The sequence below is a fragment of the Streptococcus sp. HMSC034E03 genome, from assembly GCF_001811505.1.
In the GTDB taxonomy this organism is placed as follows: domain Bacteria; phylum Bacillota; class Bacilli; order Lactobacillales; family Streptococcaceae; genus Streptococcus.
On sequence record NZ_KV804952.1, the window covers coordinates 1 to 25,582 of the forward strand.

At 36.5% G+C, this 25,582-nt stretch carries 20 protein-coding genes and 2 pseudogenes; 20 read left to right on the forward strand and 2 right to left on the reverse strand.

The window, feature by feature from the left end; genetic code table 11:
• Positions 1-194: hypothetical protein (locus tag HMPREF2805_RS11435; protein WP_261676134.1), on the reverse strand; the 194-nt coding region annotated here is incomplete at its 3' end.
• Between HMPREF2805_RS11435 and HMPREF2805_RS11440 the strand changes: the two genes are divergently transcribed.
• The gene (locus HMPREF2805_RS11440; RefSeq protein WP_075231039.1) at positions 193-369 is read left to right on the forward strand and encodes an LPXTG cell wall anchor domain-containing protein; all 177 of its coding nucleotides are present in this window, start codon (positions 193-195) and stop codon (positions 367-369) included. The genes HMPREF2805_RS11435 and HMPREF2805_RS11440 overlap by 2 nt on opposite strands.
• Before the next feature lie 249 nt (positions 370-618).
• Here the strand turns inward: HMPREF2805_RS11440 and HMPREF2805_RS01145 are convergent.
• Positions 619-1,005 (reverse strand): annotated as a pseudogene (locus HMPREF2805_RS01145) (transposase); the annotation flags it as partial.
• Positions 1,006-1,100: 95 nt separating this feature from the next.
• Between HMPREF2805_RS01145 and HMPREF2805_RS10920 the strand changes: the two are divergent.
• The 19 genes and pseudogenes from HMPREF2805_RS10920 (at position 1,101) to HMPREF2805_RS01235 (ending at position 25,494) form a co-directional block, all read left to right on the forward strand.
• Positions 1,101-1,394 (forward strand): hypothetical protein, encoded by a 294-nt coding sequence (locus tag HMPREF2805_RS10920; RefSeq protein ID WP_148131569.1) that lies wholly within the window; start codon positions 1,101-1,103, stop codon positions 1,392-1,394.
• 362 nt (positions 1,395-1,756) lie between these two features.
• A pseudogene (locus HMPREF2805_RS01150) lies at positions 1,757-3,853 on the forward strand (glycosyltransferase).
• Complete coding sequence (locus HMPREF2805_RS01155; RefSeq protein WP_075231041.1) at positions 3,843-4,721, forward strand: DapH/DapD/GlmU-related protein; 879 nt, start codon at positions 3,843-3,845, stop codon at positions 4,719-4,721. The pseudogene HMPREF2805_RS01150 and the gene HMPREF2805_RS01155 overlap by 11 nt, the downstream one beginning before the upstream one ends.
• Before the next feature lie 3 nt (positions 4,722-4,724).
• Entirely contained in the window at positions 4,725-7,967 is a 3,243-nt protein-coding gene (locus tag HMPREF2805_RS01160; protein WP_075231042.1) for an SP_1767 family glycosyltransferase, read from the forward strand.
• Positions 7,968-7,981: 14 nt separating this feature from the next.
• Positions 7,982-9,160 (forward strand): glycosyltransferase family 8 protein, encoded by a 1,179-nt coding sequence (locus tag HMPREF2805_RS01165; protein WP_075231043.1) that lies wholly within the window; start codon positions 7,982-7,984, stop codon positions 9,158-9,160.
• Positions 9,161-9,206: 46 nt separating this feature from the next.
• Positions 9,207-10,214 carry a sugar transferase gene (locus HMPREF2805_RS01170; protein WP_075231044.1) on the forward strand — a complete coding sequence of 336 codons (1,008 nt, stop codon included), beginning with the start codon at positions 9,207-9,209 and terminating at the stop codon, positions 10,212-10,214.
• Between the two features lie 127 nt (positions 10,215-10,341).
• The gene (gene secY2 / locus HMPREF2805_RS01175) at positions 10,342-11,571 is read left to right on the forward strand and encodes an accessory Sec system protein translocase subunit SecY2 (RefSeq protein WP_083301255.1); all 1,230 of its coding nucleotides are present in this window, start codon (positions 10,342-10,344) and stop codon (positions 11,569-11,571) included.
• 15 nt (positions 11,572-11,586) lie between these two features.
• A complete protein-coding gene (gene asp1, locus HMPREF2805_RS01180; RefSeq protein ID WP_075231045.1) occupies positions 11,587-13,161 on the forward strand; it encodes an accessory Sec system protein Asp1 in 1,575 nt (524 codons plus the stop codon).
• Entirely contained in the window at positions 13,151-14,683 is a 1,533-nt protein-coding gene (gene asp2 / locus HMPREF2805_RS01185) for an accessory Sec system protein Asp2 (protein ID WP_075231046.1), read from the forward strand. Before asp1 ends, asp2 begins: the two co-directional genes overlap by 11 nt.
• Complete coding sequence (gene asp3, locus HMPREF2805_RS01190) at positions 14,683-15,165, forward strand: accessory Sec system protein Asp3 (RefSeq protein ID WP_075231047.1); 483 nt, start codon at positions 14,683-14,685, stop codon at positions 15,163-15,165. Before asp2 ends, asp3 begins: the two co-directional genes overlap by 1 nt.
• A complete protein-coding gene (gene secA2 / locus HMPREF2805_RS01195; RefSeq protein WP_075231048.1) occupies positions 15,152-17,530 on the forward strand; it encodes an accessory Sec system translocase SecA2 in 2,379 nt (792 codons plus the stop codon). The genes asp3 and secA2 overlap by 14 nt, the downstream gene beginning before the upstream one ends.
• Positions 17,531-17,542: 12 nt before the next feature.
• Entirely contained in the window at positions 17,543-19,063 is a 1,521-nt protein-coding gene (gene gtfA / locus HMPREF2805_RS01200; protein ID WP_075231049.1) for an accessory Sec system glycosyltransferase GtfA, read from the forward strand.
• Positions 19,047-20,393 (forward strand): accessory Sec system glycosylation chaperone GtfB, encoded by a 1,347-nt coding sequence (gtfB, locus tag HMPREF2805_RS01205; protein ID WP_075231050.1) that lies wholly within the window; start codon positions 19,047-19,049, stop codon positions 20,391-20,393. Before gtfA ends, gtfB begins: the two co-directional genes overlap by 17 nt.
• On the forward strand, positions 20,386-20,565 hold the full coding sequence (asp4, locus tag HMPREF2805_RS01210; RefSeq protein ID WP_075230876.1) for an accessory Sec system protein Asp4: 180 nt from the start codon (positions 20,386-20,388) through the stop codon (positions 20,563-20,565). Before gtfB ends, asp4 begins: the two co-directional genes overlap by 8 nt.
• Before the next feature lie 4 nt (positions 20,566-20,569).
• On the forward strand, positions 20,570-20,794 hold the full coding sequence (locus HMPREF2805_RS01215; RefSeq protein ID WP_075231051.1) for an accessory Sec system protein Asp5: 225 nt from the start codon (positions 20,570-20,572) through the stop codon (positions 20,792-20,794).
• Positions 20,795-21,034: 240 nt separating this feature from the next.
• Positions 21,035-21,757, forward strand: coding sequence for a pseudouridine synthase (locus HMPREF2805_RS01220; RefSeq protein WP_075231052.1), 723 nt, complete (start codon positions 21,035-21,037; stop codon positions 21,755-21,757).
• Between the two features lie 107 nt (positions 21,758-21,864).
• On the forward strand, positions 21,865-23,199 hold the full coding sequence (gene pepC, locus HMPREF2805_RS01225; protein WP_075231053.1) for an aminopeptidase C: 1,335 nt from the start codon (positions 21,865-21,867) through the stop codon (positions 23,197-23,199).
• Positions 23,200-23,337: 138 nt separating this feature from the next.
• On the forward strand, positions 23,338-24,654 hold the full coding sequence (locus HMPREF2805_RS01230) for an ISL3 family transposase (RefSeq protein WP_075231054.1): 1,317 nt from the start codon (positions 23,338-23,340) through the stop codon (positions 24,652-24,654).
• Between the two features lie 261 nt (positions 24,655-24,915).
• Positions 24,916-25,494 (forward strand): DUF4230 domain-containing protein, encoded by a 579-nt coding sequence (locus tag HMPREF2805_RS01235; RefSeq protein ID WP_000493216.1) that lies wholly within the window; start codon positions 24,916-24,918, stop codon positions 25,492-25,494.
• The last annotated feature ends 88 nt before the right edge of the window (positions 25,495-25,582 follow it).

A 25,582-nucleotide genomic window follows, 5' to 3' on the forward strand; every position in this document is an offset into this window, starting at 1 on the left:
ACAAGTGCATCGACCTCAGCGTCAGAGTCAGCAAGCACAAGCGCATCGACCTCAGCATCTGAATCAGCAAGCACAAGCGCATCAACATCAGCGTCTGAATCAGCGTCAACAAGTGCATCGACATCAGCATCTGAGTCAGCAAGCACAAGCGCATCAACATCAGCATCTGAGTCAGCAAGCACAAGCGCGTCCATGATTCATTCGACTTCAACTAGTCAATCTGCTCAAACTAATACAACTAAGACTCGTAAGCAACTTCCAAATACTGGAACAACGGCTTCAGCTACAAATGCTCTCCTTGGAGTTGTAGCAGGTCTAACAGGATTAGGTTTAGTAGCTAAACGTCGTAAACGTGATGATGAAGAATAAATCTTCTAACGATTCTATTAGTTGATTAATTCGATCAAAAAACCTGAAAGATATAACTTTCAGGTTTTTTAGTTTTAAAATAGGCTCTTGCCAGTTTGTCAAGCGACGTCTAGCGCCCAAGAGCCCTACGACTTTACAAGACACCTCTACTTTAACATAAAGAAAAAGTAGTGAGTACTCTCTCCCGTCGGAGATTTTCTCACTACTAATCTTAGTATGTTTGTCAACTGTAGTGGGTTGAATAAAAAGCTAACATCTGGAGAGGACAATCGTTGTCCTCTCCATTTTTATATTCAGAGCGATGAAAATTCGTTTCTTAAAGTTGTCAAAGTTTCTAAAACCAAAGGCATTTCGTTTGATAAGTTTGATGAGATTATTGGTCGCTTCCAATTTTGCGTTGGAATAGGGTAATTGAAGGGCGTTGACTATTTTCTCTTTGTCCTTGAGAAATGTCTTAAAGACAGTCTGAAAGACAGTCTGAAAAATAGGATGATCCTGCTTTAGATTGTCCTCAATAAGTCCGAAAAAATTGTCTGGTTCCTTATTCTGAAAGTGAAAAAGTAAGAGCTGATAGACATTGTAGTGGTGTTTCAAGTCTTCTGAATAGCTCAAAAGCTTGTCTAGAATCTTGATGTTTGGGTCTTTAATATCAAGGAGTTTTGTGATAAAATGTAATTGTTCCATATGGATCTTTCTAATGAGTTGTTTTGTTGCTTTTCATTATAGATCTTATGGGACTTTTTTTCTACACAAAAATAGGCTCCATAAGATCCATAGGGGATTTACCCACTACAGAAATTATAGAGCCACTAATTGAACTTTTGTCTATTCGTAAAGCAATTGAAATTCAATATTCTTTGCCAGAGTTAGAAAAAATAAGGTTCTTAGGGTTATCTCACTTTATGAAAGTGCATAAAAATGGTATAATATATAGTAGAGTTTTTCATTTTAAAATGATTGTATTGTTTAGAATATTTATTGATTTTTATGATATAAGAAAAATCTCAAGAGAATTAGGTTATTAAATGTTAGTTGAAATAAAGCAATAGCAATAATGTTTATGGTTAAAAAGTGATATAAAGTGATAATCGAGATATAAAGGATTTATGATAGAAATCTGTTTCAATTACTTAGAGATTATCGTCATAAGGAAGTTCTATAACTACTTCTTTAAGTTGATATGTGTTGTTTCCACGATATGAAAAACGATGGCAGTTAGTTTCAGTTTATATTGCGGTTGAAAATTAAATGTATGTAATAACTATCTATGTATAAAGTAACTTCTATAATATCCAATATAAATTGGGTGGCAGAAGTTGTCTTTTTCATTGTCTTTATCATAAAAAAAGTATGAGAGATATGAAAAAAAAATTAGGAGTGGGATTGTATGGGAAAGGAATTAATTAGTGTCATTGTTCCAGTTTATAATGCTGAAAAATACTTACAGAAATGTTTAGATAGTATTTTGGAACAAACATATCAAAATTTGGAAATTATCATTATAAATGATGGTTCTACAGATAACTCGGGACAAATCTGTCAGGAATATGAAAAACAGGATGATCGTATCATCTATATAGAAAAAGAAAACAGTGGTGTATCTGATACGCGAAATGCTGGTCTGGATCGAATGACAGGAACGTATGTTACCTTTGTTGATTCCGATGATTGGGTAGAACCAAACTATATTAAGTTTTTATATGAGAAAGTGATAGAATATCAAGCAGATATTGTAGTTGGAAATTATACTAGTTTTAATGAGTCTAATTCAGTTTTTTATTTCCACATCTCTACTGACTATTATGAAAAAGTATATGATAATAAGTCTATAATACCTTGTTTATACGACTCTAAAGAATTGTTAAAGTCTGCTTTGATTGTACCCTGGGGGAAAATTTATAAAAAAGAAATAATAGCGAATTTGCGTTTTCCAATTAATAGAATTGGAGAAGATGCATTATTTAATTTGAAGGCCTTATTAGATTCTGAAAAAGTTGTTTATGTTAATAAATCAGCCTATATATAGAGAGTGCGTGAGGGAAGTTTGTCCAATACTTGGACAGATGAATGGATTAGAGATGCCATTTATATAATTGAAGAGAGATTATCTTTATTAGCAACGTTAGGATATCCACTTTCGGAGCATAGGCGAGCATACAAAATGAGTTTGGATTATATCAGTTCTGAAGCTTACAATAGAGGTTTAGCTAATTCTCACGAATTAAACTACATAAAAGAGAAAAAGATGTTATTGGATAGACTTCTTCCTCAGAGTAAAGAAGACAAAAAAGCCGTCGTACTGGCAGCTGATTTTTCGAATCTCGATCAGGTTGTGACAACCATAAAATCTATTTGCTACCATAATCGTTCAGTTCGTTTTTATATTATCAATAGGGATTTTCCAAAAGAGTGGTTCATACAATTGAATGGTCGATTAAGGGACTTTGATTCGGAAATTATCAATTGTCGAGTAACATCTGATCAAATATCACGTTTTAAAACAGATATTAGTTATGTAGCCTCTCTGTGTTATTTTATACCTGATTTTGTAAAAGAAGATAAGGCACTTTATTTGGACTGTGACTTGGTTGTTACGAAAAATCTAGATGATTTATTTGCGACTGACTTACAAGGTTATCCATTAGCTGCGGTGCGTGATTATGGCCGAAAAGTGTACTATGATCAAGAAATGTTTAATACAGGTGTATTGCTAATCAACAATCGTGTTTGGAAGCAAGAAAGTATGAATCAACGATTAATTGATTTAACTGATGATCTGCATGATAAGGTGGACATGGTTGATCAACTTATGCTGAATAAGCTTTTTGAAAATAAGTGGCTAGAGTTAGATTTTGATAATAATTATATTGTGAGTCATAAGCAGTTTACAGATTATAAACTACCAAAATCTCAAGACTATCCTGGAATTATTCATTATCCTTCGAATAGAAAACCGTGGGATAATTTGGGGATTCAAGCTTATCGCAATGTTTGGTGGTATTATCATAATCTTGAGTGGACAGAATTAGGCCAAAATTACTATTTACATACGCTTAAAAAGGCTCATATCTATCCTCAAAAACTACCTGTTACTTGTTTAATTTATACTTTTTCGGATCGTATTGAGAAATTAGATTCCCTAGTTCAAGCTTTACCGGAAATTCAATTTATAATTGTAGCCAGCGTCAAAGTTAGTGATCAATTGACTAAGAGGATAGTTAATCCCAATGTGACTATTTTGTCTGAATTTAATGATTTATCAGAGCTTGAGCAAGAATTAATTGAGATAAGTCAAAATCTTTTAGATATTAATCACGGCGAAAAAAATGTAGAAATACTGGAGCAGTTTGCTAAATTAGGGAAGCCTATTCTTGCCTTTGAAAATACAAAATATTGTGAAGTTGGACAGATAATCTATAAAGTAGAACAAGTTCAAGAAATGATTAATAAAATAAGAGAAGTGGAAGATAAACATGGATTTTAAAGATTCTGTAAAGTTATTAGGAGATTTTCATCATATAGAGATTTCTCCTACTAGTAGCATTGAACTAGGAACAGATGTTACATTTCGCTCATTTGTAAGTCTAGAAGTGTCTAATAATGCTAAGCTGATACTAGGAAATAGAGTTTTCTTTAACGATCATTGTACGATTCGTTGTGGTAAAGAGATTGAAATTGGTAAGGATACGATGTTTGGTGATGGTGTGAGAATTTTTGATCACAATCATAAATACTCTAATTACCATATTGAAAAAATTCAGTTTAAAACAGATAAGATAACTATAGGAAAAAATTGTTGGATTGGAACTAATGTTGTCATTTTAAAAGGTGTGACCATTGGAGATAATGTTATTATTGGGGCAAATGCTTTGATTTATAAAGATATACCAGCTAATTCTATCGTTACTTCTCAAGAGGATTTAAAAATCATTCCTAGAAAACAGCATCAGTTTCACGCCTTTACTTTAACAGCATCAGATACTTTAGAACATTTAGACTATCTTGTACAAGAACTTCCTGAAGTTGCATTTCATATAGCTGCTAAAACAAATATCTCAGACTATCTAGAAAGCTTTAATCATTACGAGAATGTGAATATTTATACTAATGTGCATCATGATGATATTCTCGAAGATTTATTAAATAGAGCAGATATTTACTTAGATATCAATCATTGGGGAGAGGTTGATAATATTGTAGGTCGTGCTTTAGAGATAGGAAAACCGGTATTTTCTTTTGAAACAGTTGTCCATAGAAGAGATAAAAACGTTCGAGTTTTTAGTTTAGAGGATAAAGAGAGTATGATTAATAGCATTCGTCATCAACTAGCGAATGATGAAAATGGAGATTAGATAATGGGGCTTGATATTTTGGAAGAAAGAAGGGCAGTTGTTCTTGCAGGAGATAAGAATTACCTTATCCCGATACTTACAACAATAAAATCTATTCTATATTATAATCAAAATGTTAAAATTTATATTCTCCATCAAAATATTCCTAGTGACTGGTTCAATGATCTCAAGATACAAGTGGAGAAATTGGGAAGTGTTGTAGAAGACATTCGTATAGATGAAGAGATTGATTCTGAGTGGAAAACCCAGGAACATATTTCAGCGATTACGTATGCTCGCTATTTCATTCCTCATTATATTGAAGAGGAGAGAGTACTCTATCTGGATAGTGATTTGATTATTAATGGTAGTCTTGATTTACTCTTTAATATTGATTTGGGTGATAAGTATCTTGCTGCTGTTCGAGATGTAGATGGTGTTGGTTTCAACGCAGGAATGTTATTGATTGATAATTCTAAATGGAGACAATATGATATCACTACTAAATTAATAAATAAGACAATTGATTACGTATCTTCACCTGATTTTGCAACCAATGATAGATTTAATGGTGATCAGACTATATTAAATTTGATGTTTGAAAATCATTGGCTAGAGTTGGATAAGCATTTTAATCTTCAAGTTGGTCATGATGTCATTGCATTCTATAGCCATTGGGATTCACATTTTGAATTGGATAAAGAACCTTTGGTCATCCATTATACGACCTATCGAAAACCATGGTCCACTCTGATGGGCTATCGTTATCGGGATTTATGGTGGGCATTTCGGGATGTTAGTTATGAACAGATTGCTGACCATTATGCTGGACGTTTTGCCATCAAGAGAGTTTATGACCTTCACAATGTCAATCTATTTACATTTACAGATTCGCAGGATTTTCTGTATATTGAAGAACTAGCCCAAGCTCTACCTGATGTTGGATTCCATATTGGAGCTTATACAGATATGGGTTCCATTTTAATGGCTTTGGACAAATATCCTAATGTTTACTTATATCCCAGCATGGTTGGGGCAGTGATTGATGAAATGATTGAGAAGACAGACGCCTATCTGGATATTCATAAAGGGAGTCCAATGGACGTTATCGTCAGTCGCTATACCAGTGCAGGTAGACCAGTACTGACCTTTGATACGACCAACAAAAATCAATTGGAACAAATAGTCGTTTCCTCTCAATCTCCACAGTTAATGATAGAAGCAATTAAAGAGTTAAAGAAAGAAAAAATGGACATGAAGGCAATTGTACTAGGAGCCAACTACCAATACGCAGATAAGGTATTAACGACAATCAAATCAATCTGCTGTCATAATCGAGGGCTACGTTTTTATCTGATTAACAGCGATTTTCCGACAGAATGGTTCTATAATCTCAATCGTAAATTAAAGAAGCTAGACTGTGAAATCGTCAATGCCCGTGTCAATAGTTCTCATATCAGCCAATATAAGACCAACATTCACTATGCAACATTTTTACGTTATTTTATTTCGGATTTTGTTGAGGAAGATAAGGTCTTATATCTGGACTGTGACTTGGTTGTTACAAGAGACTTAAGTCCTCTATTTGATGTTGAATTAGGAGACTATCCTTTGGCAGCAGTCAAGGATCTGGGGGCTCAAGTATATTTTAATGAGCATAGCTTCAACGCAGGTGTCTTACTTATCAATAATCGCCTTTGGAAGCAAGAAGAAGTTCGTAAAAAACTGATTGAAATGACTAATGAGTTGCATGACAAGGTTGCTCAAGATGATCAAAGTATCTTGAATATCTTATTTAAAGACCGTTGGTTAGCTTTAGACTTTAAATATAACTGTATTACCTTGCACACACATTTTTCAGATTATCGACCAGAACCTGGGACTTATCCACCGATTATTCATTATTTGACAGAGAGAAAACCATGGGGATTGTATGAACGCTCCATCTATCGAGATGTTTGGTGGTATTATAACGCTCAAGAGTGGTCGGATATGAGTCAGATGACGCCTTGTCTGACAAAAGATCAGGTGAGTCAATATACAGGGGTTCAACATTCGGCTCTAGTCTATACCTTCTCAAGCGACTTGAGAAATATGGGCTACTTGATTGAACATCTACCAGATGTCAAGTTTTATGTGGCGGCTCCCGTTATGGTGGCTGATAGTATTACAGCTTTACTGGCTTACCCAAATGTCTCTGTCTTAGCGGATATTGCCGGACAACCAGCTTTGATTGATAGTTTGGTTGAACGATGTGATATCTTACTGGATATCAATGCAGATATCGAAGTTGATGGGATCATTGGGAGTTTTCGACAAGCTGGAAAACCAGTATTTGCTTTTGAAAGTGTAGCCCATGGTGAACAAGGTCAGTTTCTTTATGACCAAGAACATCCTGAGGAGATGGTTCTAGCTATTGAAAACTATTGCCAAAATGGAGAGCTACCTGTAAAAAAGCTGCAATCCTACCCAAAGGTACTGGATATCCAGCAGAGTCTTGATTATATACTGGAGCACCATTCTTCTGTCATTCGTTATGGAGATGGGGAAATGGATATTATGATGGGGCATGGGATTCCTTATCAAGACTACGATGAGACATTGGCAGAACAGCTTAGAAGTATGATCCAACTAGAAAGCTCTCCAGAATTGCTGGTTTGTCTTTCTGATGTTTTTGAAGGTTTGGAACGCTACAATCCTGAAGCAGTCGATTTTTGGCAAAAACATTTAGAGCATTATAAAGAAGCTTATCATAGATTTTGTACAGCAAGTTTCTATGGTTCTACTTTTATATCTCGTCCTTATATGGACCTCAAAGATAAGTCTGCTTCGGTAACCCACTTTGAAAAATTAAAGAAACTTTGGGATAAACGAGATATCTTGATCGTCGAAGGTGAAAATTCACGTTCAGGAGTTGGTAATGACCTTTTTGACAATGCTCAGTCAGTTGAGCGGATTATCTGCCCTTCTAGAAATGCCTACAGTAAGGTTAAGGATATTCAAGAAGCGATTGAAAAGCATGCGGCTGGTAAATTAGTATTCTTGATGCTTGGACCTACAGCCAAGGTTTTAGCGTATCACTTAAGCAAAAAAGGCATACAAGCGATTGATTTAGGTCATATTGATTCCGAATATGAGTGGTTTAAGATGGGAGCAACTTCAAAAGTGAAATTCTCACACAAGCATACCGCAGAGCATAATTTTGATCAAGAAATTCAGCTAGTTGCCGATGCGGCTTATGATGCATCTATCATCGTGAAGCTATAGTCAAGGAGTAGTGAATGAATAAAAAAGTATTTGTGTTAGCTGGAGATTACGGTTATATTCGACAGATTGAAACAACATTAAAATCTATTTGCTATCATAATAGTGATGTCAAGATTTATATTTTTAATCAGGATATTCCCCAAGAATGGTTTGTCTTCATCAGGGAAAAAATGGCATACCGAAATAGTGAGATAGTTGATATCAAGTTGTTTGAAGGTAATATGCGAAATTGGAGCCTACCACCTGTTGGGCAGCACATAAACTTTATGACCTTTGCTCGTTATTTTATTCCGAGTTTTGTTTCAGAAGATATTGTTTTATATTTAGATTGTGACTTAGTAGTTACACGTGATTTGACAGATCTATTTTCTATTGATTTAACCAATAAACCTCTAGCTGCTGCAAAAATCATATATGGTTTAGAAGACAGATTTAATGCAGGAGTGTTACTGATCAATAATGCGTATTGGAAGGATAAGGGAATCCAGCAGGAACTCATTAACATTACTGAAAGAGAACATGAACACTTACTTGAAGCTGATCAAACAGTTCTCAATCTAGTGATGGGAGAAAATTATGTATTATTAGATGATACCTATAATTTTCAGATTGGATATGATCAGTTGGCTGATAGTCGGGGGCAATATTTTATTTTTGAATTGCCTTTGACTCCATTACCAGCGATTGTTCATTATTTGTCTGCCGATAAACCTTGGAATACTTATTCGGTAGGTCGCCTACGTGAAGTTTGGTGGAAATATAATCAACTAGAGTGGTCTCAAATAAATAGTCAAGAAGAACTTGTCGTGAAAAAAGCTAAATATCAAGCATTGATCATTACAGGCAGTCAGCAATTAGAACAAATTGATTATCTGATTAAACATTTACCTGAGTATGATATTCATATTTTAACTTTTACGGATATGGGAGAAATTCTCAGAAGTCTAGCCAGTTATGAGAATATTAAGTTGCATCCAACTGTTATGAGGTGGATGTGCAGGAAAATGATTGAAGAATGTGATGTTTATCTGGATATCAATCATGAGTTTAAATTTCCTGATGTTTTAGAATGGGTGCAAGAAGCTAAGAAAACAATTTTAGCGTTTGATAATGTGGCCAATCCTTATCATGTAGATCAAGTATTTCCTCATGATAATCCTCAGGCTATGGTCGATTTTTTGAAGGAACTTTAAGTTTGTGAGTGGTTTGTTTTAAAAAATACTAAATTAGAGATTCAAAATGAAAATTAATATTACAAATATTTACGGTATGTCTGGTCAGAGTACAGCCTTGATCGCCCAGAATGAAACCGTTAAAATTGCAAAAAAGTTAGACTTTCACGAGCTTAGCTTTTACTTTTACAATATCTATAGTGATAGTCAAGGCGAGTTGAATAGCCGTTTAGATGGCGTTTTAGCTAAGCTGGGTTATGGGGATATCGTTGTTTATCAATCTCCTACATGGAATGGTAGGGAGTATGACCAGGCCTTTATCAGGAAATGTAAGATTTTAAACACGAAAATTATTACCTTTATCCATGACGTACCACCGCTCATGTTTCCATCAAATTATTATTTGATGCCTGAGTACATTGAGATGTACAACCAATCGGATCTAGTAGTTGTTCCTTCAGAAAACATGAAAGAACGCCTGATTCAGGAAGGATTAACGGTTCAAAAAATTATTATTCAAGGTATGTGGGATCATGTTCATGAATATCCTTTGAGACAACCAGTTTTTCAGAAAAAACTATCTTTTGCAGGTAGTGTGGAGCGCTTTGAACACATATCCAACTGGACTCATACAACACCTCTCGATATTTTTTCCGAGTCTAATCAGGAAAATCATAATCCAAGTGTTTCTTTTAAAGGCTGGAAAACAGATCCAGAGTTGCTTTTTGCTTTGTCAGATGGTGGATTTGGCTTAGTATGGGGAACAAGTGAAAATCCAGCTGATGAGGCAGACTATTATCGATTGAATATCTCTCATAAAGTCAGCACTTATCTTGCAGCAGGAATTCCAGTAGTAGTACCATCCTATCTCTCAAATGCCAGTTTCATAAAGGAAAAAGGCTTAGGTTATGTAGTAGATAGTTTGGAAGAAGCCAGTCGTCTTGTAGAAGAAACTACAGCAGAAACTTATCAACAGATGGTTGAAAATATATACAAAGTTAGTTATGCCTTGAAACAAGGCTACTTTACAAAAAAATTATTGATTGATGCAGTGATGCAGGTTTTGGATATCTAGAACATGATAGTTATGGATCGCCCTCATCCATTAGGATGAGGGAATGCCATTATTGGCAAAGGATTAATTTATAGATTCAGCTATGTTTATCAAAATATCCCATCAATCGAATAAGTAGGAGAAAAAATTGAAGATAAAATTGACATCAGTTGTCGTGAAACGGGTCCTGTGGACGATTTCTTTCTTGTTCATTTATGTTCTAGGAAGTAGATTGACCCTTCCCTTTGTAAACGTTAATGACACGAGTTTTTTGGGTGGAACTGCTGCTTTCTTAGCATTTTCTACTGCTATGACAGGTGGCAACCTTCGGAGTCTTTCCTTATTTTCAGTTGGACTATCTCCATGGATGTCGGCGATGATTTTATGGCAGATGTTTAGTATGTCTAAGAAACTAGGTTTTCAAAATTTACCAATTGAAATTCAAGATCGTGGGAAAATGATTCTAACGTTTGTTATTGCTTTAATCCAAGCATTAGCTATTACTCTTAATCTCCCTATTCAGTCAGGGGTTAATTATGGACTGGTATTGACAATGAATGTTCTACTCTTGATCGCGGGTACCTTTTTCTTGGTTTGGTTATCGGATCTGAATTCTTTGTTTGGGATAGGGGGTTCTATAGTTATCTTAATGTCCAGCATGGTTATTAGTATGCCACAAAACATCCTAAATAGTATAAAAGAATTACAGGTTAGTCCTGTATTGATTATGGCTCTTCTAATACTTTCCATCGTATTTTTAGCAATTGTAGTCAGAGTTCAGCGAGCACGTTATAGAATTCCTGTTAATAAGATTATGATTCATAATCGTTTTAAGCGTTATTCTTATTTGGATATTTTGCTAAACCCAGCTGGAGGAATGCCTTTTATGTATGCGATGTCCTTGGTATCCATCCCACAATATAGCTTGTTGCTTCTTCAGATGGTTTTACCGAAAGAATCGTGGATTGGAGAGTGGATTAGCCGCTTTGCAATTGGTCAGCCAATTTGGATCTTCACTTATATTGTTGTTTTATTTATATTGGGACTTGCTTTCTCTTTTGTTAATATGAATGGAGAAGAAATCGCTGAGAAGATGAAAAAATCTGGAGAGTATATCTATAATATCTATCCTGGAGAAGAAACAAGTCGTTATATCAATTGGCTGATCTTACGTTTTGCAGTAATTGGTTCGACCTATACTGTTCTTATGGCAGGATTACCAATGTTGATTGTATTATATGATCCACGCTATATGCAACTAACGATGCTTCCAGGTTTATTTTTGATTTTTAATGGAATGGTGTTTAATATCAAGGAAGAAATTGATGCTTTGACCTTAAATGAGAATTATAGACCACTCTTAGAAATTGATTCATAATTGTGAGGAGAATATATGTATTATTTCATTCCTTTTTTGGAGCGCAACAATCCATCATGGCAAGCAAATATTGTGCCTTGGTATAGGACTCCTTATCGCTTAGAATTTGATGATATCTTACACCAAATTCGTATCTTTAAACGCCAAGAATTAGAATCTAAGATGCTATGGTTGACTTATCATCCTCATCTACGCTATTTGTTACACAGACAAGATTTATTGGAGTCTGATGTTTTCTCCGTTTTTGATGCTATTCAAAATATTGAAGCTGAGGAGATGCATCCTTTACAATTAAAGGATTTAGCATGGGATGAAGATTGTGATTTTATCTATACTCCTTTTGTAGTTGTAGTTAAGCAACAAGGAGAACTCTATGCTGAAATTGAATATGGTTCAGAAGGCTTTATCAGCTACATCACGTATTTTAAGGATAACCAAGTTGATTTTATTTGTTATTTTGATGATCGTGGCTTTTTATCTAGTCTTGTAGAGTTTAAGGATCAGAAGCCAGCTACTCGCTATTATTACAATGCAAAAGGCCAGTGGCAACTTAGGGAAAACTTGCAGGGGGAAGAGTCAATTGTAAAGGTAAACCCAGCGCTAAGCTATCGTTTTGAAAAATTAGCTTATGAGAGTATAGATGAAGTTATTTGGGAATTCTTAACAAAATTTTTAAATCAAGACTATCAAGTTGGAGATTCATTTGTTTTGGCAGCTAATACCAAGTTTCAAGATCAATTGTTAGAAAAATTACCAAAAGAAGCTCCTAAAATTATAAGTTTCTTTATTGAAAGAAATCAAGCAGATGATTTACAAACTCATTGCCAGGTAGTAGAACAGTCTAGAATGTTGATTAGTGATCGGAAAGATTTTCTTGAGCGATTACAAGAGACCTATCCCCAATTTGCTTCTAAAATGCATCATTTACCGTCATTTGATACGCGCTTAAAATTAGGGATTAGCCAACGATTAAAAGAATCAAAAATTTATGTCCAATTAGATATACAGATGCAACAAGATCCAGAAGTCCTGTATGAAATCATGCATTTTGTTTCGAAAAATCCCTTGACAGAGGTTGTTTTTTCAGTATTCAATGCAGAAGGTTATCAAATTGAAGCTTTGCAGGAGCAACTCGATTCGCTCATTCTTGAACGTCTTAACCTAAGAGATCTGTTAAAGGATTCTGTGGTATCTGATGCAGAAAATACATTAGAAGAAAATACCAGAGATGATTATCGCTTTAAGATTATCAATCTAAATGATGAGATGGGCTTAATTCGTGAGTTAGAGTATACTCGTTTAATTGTTGATTTGAATCCAGTCGCTAATATTTACACACAGATTGCAGGGATTAGCGCAGGAATCCCTCAAATCAACCGACACGAGTCAGAATATGTTACCCATTTACAAAATGGGTATATCCTATCGGATTTATCGGAGTTTAGTAAAGCTGGGCACTATTTCTTAGATACCCTGAAACATTGGAATCAAGCCTTAATTTATTCAATTGATAAGATTCGACAAAATACAGGTGATCAATTTGTAGATAAGTGGGAAAAATGGTTAGAGGAGGCAAAGGGTGAGCAATAAATTACAGATTTTGCAGATAGGTAGCAGAAACTGGAGCCATATCTATGAGCTTCCTGAAAATATGGACTGGCATTTCTTTTGGCCGAGATCAACGACTGCCATAAAGAAGGTCATGAAAATGGAAGGCTTAAGAACTTTTTCAGCTATTTTGGTTGAAAATCCTGAACATTTATCGGATTTGATTCCTTTGATCAGAAAGCTGACTCCTTATACGATTTTCTACCCTGATACAGATAAGCCTCAATCAAAAGATGTTCAAGATTTTTTGAAAAAAACCTGTGCTCAAGCAACAGATTTTTCAAACCCATCAGAACTTTTGCGACTCTTATCTAAGGCCCTGTTTAGAGGGCAGTATGGAGATAAGTTAGTTCCAATTGATATGATTGTCAATCCTGCTTTTACGGGAAAGGTTCGATATAACGGTTATGAAAATCTAGAACTCCTAGGAAAGTATGGTCAAGACTTTCGCCCCTTAATTAGTTGGAAGTATAATATTCGAGCTAGCGAATTTAACCCAGTCGAACTTTGGCTCGAATATGAGAAAGATTGGACTTGTGATATTCGTCTGATTGTTCGAAATATCCAAGATGGCTCCACTGCTAACTTTGTTAAAGAACGAGTTTTCACAGTTGAAGATATGAAGTCTGCCCTTGTACTGGATGATGACTTTTCTTCATTTATCAGTATCTCTTTAGAAGCTAGAGGAGCAGGATGTCTGAAAATAGGAGCTCTTCACCAGCGTTTGACGCGCTACCAATTTGGTAAATATGTTCTTGGTGGGGGAATCATTCATAATGAAAAGCGTGAGGAAATCAATTACTTTTTCTATCCAGGAGACTTTAAGCCACCGTTGAATATCTACTTTTCTGGTTATCGTCGAGCGGAAGGATTTGAGGGATTTGGAATGATGAGATCCTTTGGGACACCTTTCCTTCTTTTTCAAGATCCTCGGATAGATGGAGGAGCTTTTTACTTGGGTGATCAGAGTATCGAAAATGGTGTTCGAAATGTCATTCAAGAACATTTAGATTTGTTAGGATTCTCAAATAAGGAACTAATCCTTTCGGGCATGTCTATGGGGACCTATGGTGCTATGTATTACAGCTCTTTCTTTGAACCTAAAGCTGTGATTGTTTCAAAACCCTTGACCAATCTGGGCTTGATAGCAGAGAGAGGCCGACTTGAGGCACCTGGGATTTTCCCAACTGCTTTTGATATCTTACGTCATCATTCTAAGGGAGAGGCTAGCTTAGATGCTATGAGAGCCTTAGATGACCGTTTTTGGACTCCTTTTAAAGAAGCAGATTTTAGTCAAACAATCTTTGGGCTCTCTTATATGAAAGAGGAAGACTACGATCCGCATGCCTATGATGATTTAGTAGCAGCCCTTTATCATACGGGGGCTCGTATTATGGTCAAGGGGACCTCAGGCCGCCACAATGACGATAGTACTACTAGTGCTGCTTGGTTCAAGAATTTTTATAAGATGATTTTAGAGCAGGATTTTGGGAGAAAGTTTTAATGATGATCAAACGGAATAAAGAAATATATTGGGGAGAATTTAAGGGAGCTAGTTTAGGTGATACGAGGCAAAATACATTTTTGTTTGGTTCTATTGTCCTCTATTATTCAAGAGACCATGTTTATCTGGAAAATGATATGGTGAATTCTGGTACTATGATTCATGAGTGGACCTCAAGTTTTAACTTTCAAGGAAATCGCTTAACCCCAACCTTACCTCTTTTAAAAAGGGGATATCGTTACCGTTTGTCTAGTCGTATGACTGTGCAACCTCAAAATGGTTTATACTTTAGGCTCATCTTTATGGATCGTTATGATAAGCAGGTTGGTCAAGTGATTGAAAAAGACTTTGATTTTACCTTTACTTATCCAGAAGAAGCCTATCATTACAGAGTACAGCTGTTGAGTGCAGGATTTCAAGCAGTTGACTTTCATTCATTTTCAATAGAAGAGGACGATTCTGAACAAGATGTGGAAAAATAATAGACAATTGAGCAAGGTGAAAAAAATCTTGCATCAAATCAATCTAAAAAAAGATGAGATGGCCTCGCTAACAGATGATGAATTAGCAGGTAAAACTCAAGAATTTAAAGAGAGATTAACTGCTGGGGAAAGTTTAGATGATCTTCTAGTAGAAGCTTTTGCAGTTGTCAGAGAGGCTGATAAACGAATCTTAGGGATGTTTCCCTATGATGTACAGGTCATGGGTGGGATTGTCATCCACCAAGGGAATGTTGCGGAGATGAATACAGGTGAAGGTAAAACCTTGACCGCTACGATGCCAGTCTATCTCAATGCCTTATCGGGAAAAGGTGTTATGCTGGTGACGACTAACGACTATCTTGCCAAGCGTGATGCAGAGGAGATGGGACAAGTCTATGAGTTCTTAGGTTTGACCATTCGCATTCCCTTTTCTGAAGACGATGATGAAGAGTTAACGCCTGAAGATAAGCGGGAAATTTATAGTGCGGATATTGTTTATACGACAAACAGTGGTCTTGGTTTTGACTACTTGATTGATAATCTAGCCTCTAGTGAAGATAAAAAGTACATGCCCGAATTTAACTTTGTTATCGTAGATGAGGTAGATTCAGTCTTGCTGGATAGTGCTCAAACTCCCTTGGTCATTTCAGGTTCTCCTAGGGTTCAATCCAATTTTTATGGAATTATTGACACCTTGATGACAACTCTAGTTGAGGGTCAAGACTATATCTTTAAAGAAGAGAAAAAAGAAGTCTGGCTCACTACTAAGGGCGCTCAAACTGCGGAGAGCTTTTTAGGTATTGATAACCTCTATTCTGAAGAACATGGCGTACTAGCAAGACACCTGACCTTTGCTTTACGAGCTCATACCTTATTTAAAAGGGATAAAGACTATATCATCCGTAAGGGTGAGAAAGAGGAAGAACTCGTATTGGTAGATCAAAGTACAGGTCGTTTATTAGAAATGACCAAATTACAGGGTGGTTTACACCAAGCCATTGAGGCAAAAGAGCATGTTCCCTTGTCTGAAGAAACACGGGCGATGGCTTCCATTACCTACCAAAGCTTATTTAAGAAGTTTAAAAAAATCTCTGGGATGACTGGGACAGGAAAGGTTGCAGAGAAAGAGTTTTTAGAAACTTATGGCATGTTAGTCATTCGAATCCCTACAAATCGTCCGAATCAGCGAATTGATTATCCAGACAATCTCTATGTTACCCTACCTGAGAAAGTGTATGCATCGCTTGCTGAGATTAAATATTATCATGAAAAGGGTAATCCTTTATTGATTTTTGTTGGATCAGTAGAAATGTCGGAACTCTACTCCTCTCTATTATTACGTGAAGGAATTGCTCATAACGTTTTAAATGCCCATAATGCAGCGCGTGAAGCTCAGATGATTGCAGAGTCAGGTCGTATGGGAGCCGTGACAGTTGCGACTTCTATGGCTGGTCGTGGGACTGATATTAAGCTTGGTCCAGGAGTTGCTGAACTGGGTGGTCTAGTTGTCATTGGTACAGAACGGATGGATAGTAAACGTATTGACTTACAGATTAGAGGACGTTCTGGTCGACAGGGAGACCCTGGCTTGTCGAAATTTTTTGTCTCACTGGAAGATGATGTGATCAAGAAGTATGGACCTTCTTGGGTCCATAAGATGTATAAGGACTATACAGTAAATAAACAGATAAGCCCAGAACTTTTAGAAGGAAGACGCTATCGGAAATTAGTAGAAAAAGCGCAGAAGGCAAGCGATAGCGCTGCTAGATCATCAAGAAGGCAAACCTTAGAGTATGCTGAGAGTATGAATATCCAAAGAGAGATGGTCTATAGTCAAAGAAATCGCTTGATTGATGGAACCGAGGATCTTGATGGTTTTGTTGTAGATGTGCTAGATGAGTTCGTAAGAAAAAGCTTGGCAGAAGAACCCTTTGAAAGTAGAGAAGAACTGTATCATTTTATCGTTAAAAATATCAGTTTTCTTTACCATGCAGTTCCTCAAGAGTTAGATCTGACGGATAAGGATGCAATCAAGCTAGTTCTGGAGACAACCGTTCAAAAGAGTCTACAAGAGAAACGAACGATTCTGGAAACTCATGACTTCTTTTCAGATTTTCAGCGTTTAGCATTGCTAAAAGCAATAGATGATAACTGGGTAGAGCAGGTAGACTACCTTCAACAATTGAGTCTAGCAATCGGTGGGCAATCAGCTGCTCAAAAGAATCCTATTGTCGAGTATTATCAAGAAGCCTATCATGGATTTGAAGAGATGAAAAGGCAGGTCAAGAAGGATATGGTTCGAAATCTTCTATTGAGTCGAGTAGACATTTCACCTGATGGGGAAATTATGGCTTATTTTCCATAAAAAGGGGACAATATGACAATTTACAATATAAATTTAGGAATTGGCTGGGCCAGCAGTGGTGTTGAATATGCCCAAGCTTACCGTGCAGGTATTTTTCGCAGCCTAAATCTGCCGTCGAAGTTTATCTTTACAGACATGATTTTGGGTGATAATATCCAGCACTTAACCGCAAATATCGGTTTTGATGATGATCAGGTCATCTGGCTTTACACTCACTTCACAGACATCAAGATTGCACCGACCAGTGTGACGGTAGATGACGTTTTGGCTTATTTTGAAGGTGTAGAAAGCCGTCGTGAACGAAATGGGAAAATTGAACGAATCTTCTTCTCAGATGAAGACAAGTTTATCACTTGTTATTTGGTAGATGAGGAGAAGGATTTTGTTCAACATGTGGAGTATGTGTATGCTGGTAAATTGATCCGCAAGGATTACTTCTCTTACACACGCTACTGCACAGAATATTTTGCTCCTAAAGACAATGTAGCGACCCTCTATCAAAGAACCTTCTACAATGAAGATGGGACTCCGGCTTATGAGATGTTCATGAATCAAGGGACCGAGGAAGTCTACCGTTTCAAGGATCGCATTTTATACGGGAAGCCTGCCTTGATTCGTTATTTCATGCAAACTCTTGGGTTAAGCAAATCAGATCTAGTGATTTTAGACCGTGAGACAGGGATTGGTCAGGTTGTTTTTGAGGAAGCGCAAGCGGCGCATCTAGCGGTAGTTGTTCATGCGGAACATTACAGTGAAAATGCGACCAATGACGATTATATCCTTTGGAATAACTATTATGACTATCAATTTACCAATGCAGATAAGGTCGATCTCTTTATCGTTTCAACGGATCGTCAAAAGGAAGTCTTAGAGCAACAATTTGCTCGCTATACCTCGCATGCACCTAAGATTGTGACCATTCCAGTTGGAAGTGTTGATCAATTAACAAAACCACAAGAGAGCCGTAAACCATTTTCGCTCATTACAGCTTCTCGTTTGGCTAAGGAAAAACACATTGATTGGCTCGTGAAGGCTGTGATTGAGGCTCATAAGGAATTGCCAGAATTAACCTTCGATATCTACGGTAGTGGTGGCGAAGAAGGACGTCTTCATGAGATTATCACTGCAGGTCAGGCAGAAGAGTATATTAAACTCAAGGGTCATGCTGAACTTTCTCAAATCTATTTACAGTATGAAGTTTATCTAACTGCTTCTACAAGTGAAGGATTTGGGTTAACACTCATGGAAGCAATTGGTTCGGGCTTGCCATTGATTGGTTTTGATGTTCCTTATGGAAATCAAACCTTCATCGAAGATGGCGAAAATGGCTACTTGATTCCAAGTTCATCTGACCATGTCGAAGATGAAATCAAGAAAGCTTATGCAGAAAAGATTTGCCAACTGTATTTGGAGAATCATTTGGAAGGCATGAGAGAAAAATCTTACCAGATTGCTGAGAAATTCTTGACTCAAGAGATTTTGAACAAATGGGAAAAAACAATCAAGGAGGTAGTGGATGATTCAGTTATTTGATGTATACAGTCAAGAAAGCCAAGATTTGCACTATAGTCTGACTGAAGCAGGCCTGTCTGATTTGGCTGTGGTTATTGAACCAGATGGATTTTTACCAGATGGAGTTGTCTCTCCCTTCACCTATTATTTGGGTTATGATAGCGGTAAACCCTTGTATTTTAACCAAGTTCCTGTACCAGACTTTTGGGAGATTGCTGGGAATAATCAATTTGGGACTATCAATGACCTTAATCAAGAACGAGCAGTGATTCATTTTGCAGATGGCTTACAGGCTCGTTTGGTGAAAAAAGTCGAATGGAAAACACCAGCAGGTCGCATCTTCCAAGTGGATCACTATAATCGTTTTGGAGCTTGCTTTGCTAAGACGACCTTTGATGCTTCTGGCCAAGCTATCATGACTTCTTATCGGAATGTAGATCAAAAAGAAGTTATTTTGGAAAACCATGTCACAGGTGATATTCTGCTGACCTTGGAAGGTCAAGGATTGCGCCATTTTTCTGGTCGAGTGGCCTTTATCATAGACTTCTTACAAGGTTTGAAAGTGAATCTTGACCACATTCTCTTTAATACTCTATCTACATCGTTTTTGACTTCCTTCCATTTCCCAGACAAATCAGGTCAGGATATTCTAGTTTGGCAAGAACCATTACATAATGATATACCAGGAAATATGCAACTGATCTTAGAGAATGACCAGCTTCGAGCTAAGACCATTATCATTCCAGATTATGCAACTTATGAACGCGCTCTGCAATTGACGGATGAGAAATTCCATCATAAGTTTAGTCACCTAGGATATCATTATCGCTTTAAGCGTGATAATTTTGTTCGACCTGATGCCCTGGTAGTGACCAATTCGGATCAACTAGAGCAAGTCGAAAAACTGGTGGAAAGTTTACCAAGGGTCACTTTCCGAATAGCAGCAGTGACAGAGATGTCATCCAAGTTGCTGGATATGCTACGCTACCCGAATGTCGTACTCTATCAAAATGCCAGTCCCCAAAAGATTCAGGAGCTTTATCAGTTATCAGATATCTACTTGGATATCAACTATGGTAATGAACTTCTCCAGGCTGTTCGCCAGGCCTTTGAACATAACCAACTGGTCCTAGCTTTTGAAGAGACAGCCCATAATCGTCGCTATATTGCCCCAAATCATATTTTCGCTAAGGAAGCAGTTGACGACATGATTCACACCATTGAGTTAGCTCTTTCTCATGTCAAAGAAATGGGACGAGCTCTTGGAGAACAAGGTTACCATGCCAATTATGTGGATCCAATCATGTATCAGGAGCGGATGGAAACCATTTTAGGAGAAAGTAATGACTAAAAAAGATCTATTTTATCAGGATGTTGAAGGTCGTATGGAAGAGATGAAACAAGAACCCATCAAAAAAGAAAAATCTACACGTGGTGAAAAGATTAGTAAAACATTCTCTTTCTTGTTGGGTTTGATTATTTTGATAGGTTTGCTCTTTACTTTAATAGGGCTTTTGAGGTAGTTAAATGACTGAATTGTTGATAATTTTAACCATTGTTTTAGCTATTTCCTTAATCATTCTTGTGGCCATACAACCAAGGCAAACTCAAATTTTCTCTACTGATGCAACCAGCAATATCGGGAAGCCGAGTTACTGGCAAAGTAATACGCTTGTTAAAGTCCTAACCTTACTTGTTAGCTTAGCTTTATTTGTGATGCTTATCCTCTTTATGGCCTTAACGTTTGCGTAAGCTTTGATTTCTGGCGAGAATGATTGACTTTAAAAGTGCTCATTTAAAGAAATTTAAGTTTTAGGAGAATATTTTAAGAAAACTTTTAGGAATCTAGCTTATACTATAAGCATAAGTTAAGAAGACCTTAACTTTAACTCCTAAAAATTTTTCATAATAATCTCCCTATAAAATAAAGTCGCCCAATCAGGCGGCTTATTTTTGTATTAAGATTAAGCTTGTTCATGGTATAATAGTGCTATGAGATTAGATAAATTTTTAGTTGCCTGCGCTGTAGGAAGCCGGACGGAAGTTAAAAACTATCTGAAGGCAGGGCGTGTGACGGTCAATGGCAAAAAGGAAAAATCAGCCAAGCTGCAAATCAATGAAGAGACAGACGAGATTTGTTTTGACGGGGAAAAGCTAGACTACGAGGAGTTTGTTTACTATATGATGAACAAGCCTCAGGGTATTATTTCAGCAACTGAAGATCCAAAACACAAGACTGTGTTGGATTTGTTGGATGACTATGCACGTGCCAAGGAAGTTTTCCCAGTCGGTCGTTTGGATATCGATACGCATGGGCTCTTGCTCCTGACCAATGATGGCAAGCTGGCTCATGCCCTTCTTTCACCAAAACGTCATGTGGATAAAACCTATCTAGCGCAGATCAATGGAATCATGACAGATGCAGATGTTGAGACATTTTCGCAAGGAATTCCACTGAAAGACTTTACCTGTCAGCCTGCCAAGCTGGAGCTTGTGTCTATTGATAGAGAAAAAAAACAAAGTTTGGTTCGAGTGACCATTGCCGAGGGGAAATTCCACCAGGTTAAACGGATGGTAGCCTACTGTGGCAAGGAAGTGGTGGACTTGCAACGTCTGACCATGGGAACTTTGACCTTGGATGAGGATTTGAAACGTGGAGAATGGCGTCGTTTAAGCCAGGAAGAGCTAGAAGCTTTGCTTGAGAGTGTTCAATAAAGTGGATAATCGGAAAAGGAAGGGAGAATATCCCTGCCTTTTTCAGTTTTTGGTTGCTTCCTTTGTGAAAAGAGTTATAATAGACTGTAGAATAAAAGGAGGATTTTATGAACGCGATTCAAGAATCATTTACAGATAAATTATTTGCCAACTATGAAGCAAATGTCAAATACCAAGCTATCGAAAATGCAGCTAGCCACAATGGAATTTTTGCAGCCCTAGAGCGTCGCCAAAGCCATGTAGACAACACACCAGTTTTCTCACTTGATCTGACAAAGGATAAGGTTACTAACCAGAAGGCTTCTGGTCGTTGCTGGATGTTTGCGGCCCTCAACACTTTTCGTCACAAACTCATCTCTCAATACAAACTTGAAAACTTTGAATTGTCACAAGCCCACACCTTCTTCTGGGACAAGTATGAAAAATCTAACTGGTTCTTGGAACAAGTGATTGCGACTGCTGACCAAGACTTGACAAGCCGCAAGGTTAGCTTCCTGCTCCAAACTCCTCAACAAGATGGTGGACAATGGGATATGGTTGTGGCTCTCTTTGAGAAATACGGTGTCGTTCCTAAGTCTGTTTATCCAGAGTCTGTTTCATCTAGCAACAGTCGTGAGCTCAATGCCATCCTTAACAAATTGCTCCGTCAAGATGCTCAAATCTTGCGCGACCTATTAGCTTCAGGTGCGGATCAAGCAAGTGTTCAAGCTAAGAAAGAAGACCTCTTGCAAGAAATCTTTAACTTCCTTGCAATGTCACTAGGTCTCCCACCACGTCAGTTTGACTTTGCTTATCGTGACAAGGATAATAACTACCAAAGCGAAAAAAACATCACTCCACAAGAGTTTTACAAGAAATATGTCGATCTTCCACTAGAAGATTATGTTTCTGTGATCAATGCTCCAACTGCTGATAAACCTTACGGTAAATCTTACACAGTTGAGATGTTGGGCAATGTCGTTGGTAGCCGTGCAGTTCGCTACATTAACGTACCTATGGAACGCTTGAAAGAATTGGCCATTGCTCAAATGCAGACAGGAGAAACTGTTTGGTTTGGTTCAGATGTCGGCCAGCTCAGCAACCGTAAAGCAGGAATCCTTGCGACAGATGTTTATGATTTTGAATCAAGCATGGACATTCAACTCACTCAAGACAAGGCTAGACGCTTGGACTACAGCGAAAGCTTGATGACTCATGCTATGGTCTTGACAGGTGTTGATTTGGACGAAAATGGTAAATCAATCAAGTGGAAAGTTGAAAACTCATGGGGAGACAAGGTCGGTACAGATGGTTACTTTGTTGCCTCAGATGCTTGGATGGACGAATACACTTACCAAATCGTTGTTCGCAAAGAATTGCTAACAGCAGAAGAACGAGCTGCTTATGAAGCAGAACCAACCGTCCTTGCACCATGGGATCCAATGGGTGCCTTGGCAGAATAAATGAGATATAAAAAGAACGGTTCTATAATTTTTAGGGTTGATGGAAATTTTCCACCAACCCTATTTTAGTGTATACAAAAAGGCCAACATCCATTATATTAAAAGCGCTGAAACCTAAAACAAAAGAATGATGACCATATGAACAATATACTAGAAGCTACACTACAAATCAAAGATAAAAACATTATTTGGGATAATAAAGTTCAAGAGAAGATATTTAAAAAGAGAAAATCTTTATTTTATGCAGCTACTTATACGCATAAACCAGAATTTTGTACCGTTTGTGGGTGTGTTAGCCGAAATAATAATATCGTTAAAAACGGCACGAAAACATCTCGTATCACTCTCTGTTCTGTTTCAGACCTAGCGGCCTACTTAAATCTACGCAAGCAGAGATTTCTCTGTAGAGAATGCGTCTCTTCATTTACCGCAGACACTAGTCGAATCGTAGAAAAACACTGTCATATCTCTAAACGCTTAAAAAACGAAATTAAATCAAAAATAAGTGAAACAGTATCTGAAACCTATATCGCAAAAGAAACAAATGTTTCAGTTCATACGGTAAGACGTATCATAGATGATACAACACGTTTACTAAAGATTAAACCATTACACGATTTACCTGAGCATTTGTGTTTTGATGAATTTAAATCCGTCAAATCTTCCGATAGTAATATGAGCTTCATTATTTGTGATAGCACTACACACAAGCTGGTCGATGTTGTACGAGATAGAAAATCTTACAGCTTGAAAAAGTATTTTCATCGTTTTGAGCCTAAGACTAGATTAAAGGTAAAAACTATCTCCATCGACATGTACTTACCGTACATTCAATTAATAAAAGAAATGTTTCCTAACGCTAAAATTATCATTGATCCTTTTCATATCGTACAAGCCTTAAATAGAGAATTAAATCGAACTCGGGTACGTGTCATGAATAAGCATCGCTATAAAGACTCTAAATTATATCGAAAGTTAAAACATTATTGGAAGTTAATTTTAAAGAACTCTAATGAACTTCAGAACTATAAATATAATCGTTATAAGCTTTTTGAAAGCTTCATAACAAGTAAAGGAATCGTAGATTATATCTTAGAAAAAAATCCATCTCTTAAAAATGATTATGAGGTTGTACATTCACTTCGTGAATGTATACAGGATAGAGATTATATAGAATTCAAGGAAACGATTGAAGCAGCTACGCAATTAGACCTATCTCCTGGTTTAAAAAGAGTATTAAAGACTCTTATGACTTACTTGCCATATATTCAAAATACTTGTGAGTATCCAACTAGAACAAATGGCCCTATTGAAGGAATAAACAATAAAATAAAAGTGCTTAAAAGAAATGCCTACGGCTTTAGAAACTATTACCATTTTAGAAATAGGATTATTTTAATAACAAAAATGTTTGGCCCAAAACAAAAAGGAATTAAGCAACAATTAGTTGCTTAATCCCTTCCTAAATTTCTTCATCAACACTATTTGACAAAGAGCCCTTTTTTAGTGCTCAAAATAGCACTCAATTTTAAATGGATTTGGTGTTCAAAAAATATAATCAAATGCAACAAACTAATTTCATTTTTAATAGGCACAATTAATTTTAGAAGATAGTACGAAAAAATATTGACTATTTTCTTTAGAATGTGTAAAATTTAGATAGATTATTTAAAGTGAGGTTTTTTTATCTTGTCTATATTAAAGAAGAAAGTTAATATGTTTAGTGTACTATTGAATGTGGTATTAATAGCTATTATAGCTATTGGAGTGCTATTTTTCTTACCTAAGGAACATAAATCAGAAGTCAAATCGTCAATTAATATCGAAAGTATTGAAAAAGTGAATGAAGTTGTATTTTTGAATGCGGGAATTAATGAAATTATTTCTGAAACAAAAACAACTCAAGTTTTTGGGTTTGATGTGCCGTTCTCTAAAAAAGCAGCATTAGTAATTTTAAATTATAAAGCTAAATTTGGAATTAAAAGTAGTGTAAAGGTTGAACAAATAAGCGAAAAAGAATATAAGGTTATTGTTCCAAAATTGGAAGTAATTGGTGTTGAACTTTCAAAAGATAATCCTTATGATTTATATGATAGTCATGGAGAGTTATTAAGTGGAACTACAGAAGATATTGATACTGGGAAATTGGTCGCTAACCAACTTTCTAGTGATAAACAAGCAGAGTATTTAGATAAATTTAAGAGTGAAATTAAAGAATCTGCAATCAATTATTATAAAACAATATTTTCTTCAATGGATTCTGAAGTAAAAGTAACTATAGAATTTACAGAATAATTTTTGAAATACAAAACCCTGGCTATCTCTGGTCAGGGTTTTGTGTGGTTCTATAATTTTTAGGGTTGATGGAAATTTTCCACCAACC

Bases quoted from the DNA above. Each gene is read 5' to 3' on its own strand.
- HMPREF2805_RS11440 (WP_075231039.1), top strand. From the start codon at position 193: ATGATTCATTCGACTTCAACTAGTCAATCTGCTCAAACTAATACAACT.
- HMPREF2805_RS01215 (WP_075231051.1), top strand. From the start codon at position 20,570: ATGACTGAATTGTTGATAATTTTAACCATTGTTTTAGCTATTTCCTTA.
- HMPREF2805_RS01160 (WP_075231042.1), top strand. From the start codon at position 4,725: ATGGGGCTTGATATTTTGGAAGAAAGAAGGGCAGTTGTTCTTGCAGGA.
- HMPREF2805_RS01165 (WP_075231043.1), top strand. From the start codon at position 7,982: ATGAATAAAAAAGTATTTGTGTTAGCTGGAGATTACGGTTATATTCGA.
- gtfA (WP_075231049.1), top strand. From the start codon at position 17,543: ATGACAATTTACAATATAAATTTAGGAATTGGCTGGGCCAGCAGTGGT.
- HMPREF2805_RS01230 (WP_075231054.1), top strand. From the start codon at position 23,338: ATGAACAATATACTAGAAGCTACACTACAAATCAAAGATAAAAACATT.
- secA2 (WP_075231048.1), top strand. From the start codon at position 15,152: ATGTGGAAAAATAATAGACAATTGAGCAAGGTGAAAAAAATCTTGCAT.
- HMPREF2805_RS01235 (WP_000493216.1), top strand. From the start codon at position 24,916: ATGTTTAGTGTACTATTGAATGTGGTATTAATAGCTATTATAGCTATT.
- HMPREF2805_RS01155 (WP_075231041.1), top strand. From the start codon at position 3,843: ATGGATTTTAAAGATTCTGTAAAGTTATTAGGAGATTTTCATCATATA.
- gtfB (WP_075231050.1), top strand. From the start codon at position 19,047: ATGATTCAGTTATTTGATGTATACAGTCAAGAAAGCCAAGATTTGCAC.
- asp1 (WP_075231045.1), top strand. From the start codon at position 11,587: ATGTATTATTTCATTCCTTTTTTGGAGCGCAACAATCCATCATGGCAA.
- asp3 (WP_075231047.1), top strand. From the start codon at position 14,683: ATGATGATCAAACGGAATAAAGAAATATATTGGGGAGAATTTAAGGGA.
- HMPREF2805_RS01220 (WP_075231052.1), top strand. From the start codon at position 21,035: ATGAGATTAGATAAATTTTTAGTTGCCTGCGCTGTAGGAAGCCGGACG.
- asp4 (WP_075230876.1), top strand. From the start codon at position 20,386: ATGACTAAAAAAGATCTATTTTATCAGGATGTTGAAGGTCGTATGGAA.
- HMPREF2805_RS10920 (WP_148131569.1), top strand. From the start codon at position 1,101: ATGGGACTTTTTTTCTACACAAAAATAGGCTCCATAAGATCCATAGGG.
- HMPREF2805_RS01170 (WP_075231044.1), top strand. From the start codon at position 9,207: ATGAAAATTAATATTACAAATATTTACGGTATGTCTGGTCAGAGTACA.
- pepC (WP_075231053.1), top strand. From the start codon at position 21,865: ATGAACGCGATTCAAGAATCATTTACAGATAAATTATTTGCCAACTAT.